2 protein-coding genes are annotated in these 2275 nt (G+C 38.8%); one reads left to right on the plus strand and one right to left on the minus strand.

The features are described from left to right. Nucleotides 1-316: 316 nt before the first annotated feature. Nucleotides 317-1162: a CvfB family protein gene (locus AW17_RS23310; protein ID WP_029280760.1), complete on the minus strand. Its 846-nt coding sequence runs from the start codon at nucleotides 1160-1162 to the stop codon at nucleotides 317-319. A gap of 427 nt (nucleotides 1163-1589) precedes the next feature. On the opposite strand from AW17_RS23310, the gene AW17_RS23315 reads away from it, so the two are divergent. Further along, on the plus strand, nucleotides 1590-2147 hold the full coding sequence (locus AW17_RS23315; protein WP_280740063.1) for an LURP-one-related/scramblase family protein: 558 nt from the start codon (nucleotides 1590-1592) through the stop codon (nucleotides 2145-2147). The last annotated feature ends 128 nt before the right edge of the window (nucleotides 2148-2275 follow it).

The following is a 2275-nucleotide window of genomic DNA, read 5'->3' on the forward strand; positions in this document are numbered from 1 at the left end:
TCTTTTTGATGCCAAAAAGAAAGAGCCTTTCGGCGGCGGTGAGCCGAGGCAAGGATGAGCCGCTGGGCAAAAAAGGATATGCGTCATTCATATTGATTTTTATACAATAAATTATCCCTCAGGGTGACAAAGCGAGTAAAGTTAACTGATTGGAGATCTATCCAGTGTTAATCTGTGTTTCCGTGGCTAGAAACAAGTTTCGTCACCTCGACCGTAGTGTTCTTAAGGAACTCCTTCAGAGGAGAGATCTGAGCAGATTTCTCCATTCCGTTTTACTCCAGTCGAAATGACGATTTATGTAGTGTTGATTTTATTACTATTCTGCTTCGTCGTCTGTAATCAATCTGATCGAATCGTCAGAAAGTACGATTAAACGCTCCTTATATAGTGAACCAATGGTTTTTTTGAAGGCGCTTTTACTGATCTGGAAACGGTGATAAATATCTTCAGGAGAACTTTTATCGCCCAGTTCAATTACACCACCACTCTTTTTTAGCTCTTTTAGCATCATCTCTTTCGAATCGAGAATATGCCCATAACCACTTGGCTGCAGGGTTAAATCGATCTTACCCTCCACTCGGATTTTCTTGATCCAGCCTTTGCGCATTTCGCCTGGTTGGATATTATCAAAAACCTCGTTATTGTAAAGCAAACCAATATAAGTATTGTTGATAATGGCGTTAAAGCCAAGATCAGTTTCTTCGGTAATCAATAAGCTTACTTCGTCGCCCTCTTCAAAATCGAAGCCATCTTCTTCAACAAAATCATACAGTTTAGAAGAAGCCAACAAGCGATCGTTACTTTCGTCTAAATACAGGTAAACCACATATTTATAGCCTTTTTGCATTGGCCTTTTTTGTTCGCGATCCGGCACATAAACATCTTTATCAATACCAAGATCCATAAAAACGCCATCATCACTATCAGAAACCACTTTCAAAAAAGCAAAATCGCCCACTTCGGCATATGCTTTCTGGGTAGTTCCGGTTAAGCGGCCATCTTTTTGTACAAAAACAAAAACGGTAATGTTGTCGCCAATTTCTACGCCATTCGGAACGTATTGGTAAGGCAGGATGACCAGTTTATCGCCATCGGTTAAGTTTAATCCAGCTTCTGTTTTGCTTAAAATCCTTAACTCGTTGTATTTTCCTATTTCAATCATGTGCTTTGGGTTTAACCATTTTCTTCAATGGCTTTTGCTGCAAAGGTAGCAATGTTTAGTTGCAAATTGGTTTTAAATCTGTTGGAGTAATCTTAACCACAGCTAAAAAGGATGCACATAGATCTTAATATCTGTGCATCTGTGGTGAAAAAGACTAGCCTAATATTTGTCCTTCGCCACGTTACCATCGATAGATTCCAAAAGAAAGGTCGTCATTGCGAGGAGGCACGACGAAGCAATCTTTCATGTTAGTGATCCTCGCCATAGAGATTGCTTCGTCTGCTGAAAAAGCCTCCTCGCAATGACGATCTCTCACCGCTACTTGAACCTGCAATGAAAAAAAATATATATTTTAGCAACTTATCTAATATTAAAACTACAATATGAACAAGCAGATTCCTCCATTTTTTTAAGCGACGAGTATTTTATTGATGAGAAAGTAAACTTTTTAAAGTTTGCGAACGAGTACAAAGTGTACAACGATCAGGGTGCTCAGATCGGGATTATTAAACAGCGTATTTCTGGCTGGCAAAAGGCTTTAACCTTATTGGTTGATAAGCGAATGATGCCTTTTAAATTAGAAATTACCGATATTAACGACCAGTTGCAGGCTACCATTACAAGAGGCTGGACCTTCTGGATGTCGAAAATTATTGTGACCGATCCGCTTGGTGTTGAAGTTGGAATTATTAAACAAAAATTTAAATTTTTCAAGCCTACTTTTACCATTTCGAGTCCAACATCTGGAGAGGAGATCGCAAAAATATCTGGCGATTGGAAAGCCTGGAACTTTAGCATCACCAATAATGCAAGTGCTGAAATGGGCAAAATAAACAAAAAGTGGGCTGGTGCTTTGAAAGAAGTTTTCACCACAGCCGATAAATACAATGTGTCTATCGATCCCAGTTATGCAGAAAGCAATCAGAAAGTTGCAATTGTGGCCACTGCCATTACCATCGATATGGTTTTGAAAGAGAGTAAATAGGCGGTTAATTAACATAAACGGTTAAATATTAAATAGGAGTCTGTATCATAAAAGCAATTTCTCCTTAGGTTATGTCATGTTGAGCTTGTCGAAACACCTTAAGAGGTATTTAATAACCTGAGTTCGAT

The organism is Pedobacter borealis DSM 19626 (assembly GCF_000708285.2).
GTDB lineage: Bacteria > Bacteroidota > Bacteroidia > Sphingobacteriales > Sphingobacteriaceae > Pedobacter > Pedobacter borealis.

Excerpts from the sequence above, each read along its gene's own strand:
- AW17_RS23310 (WP_029280760.1), bottom strand. The coding sequence starts at position 1,162 with ATGATTGAAATAGGAAAATACAACGAGTTAAGGATTTTAAGCAAAACA.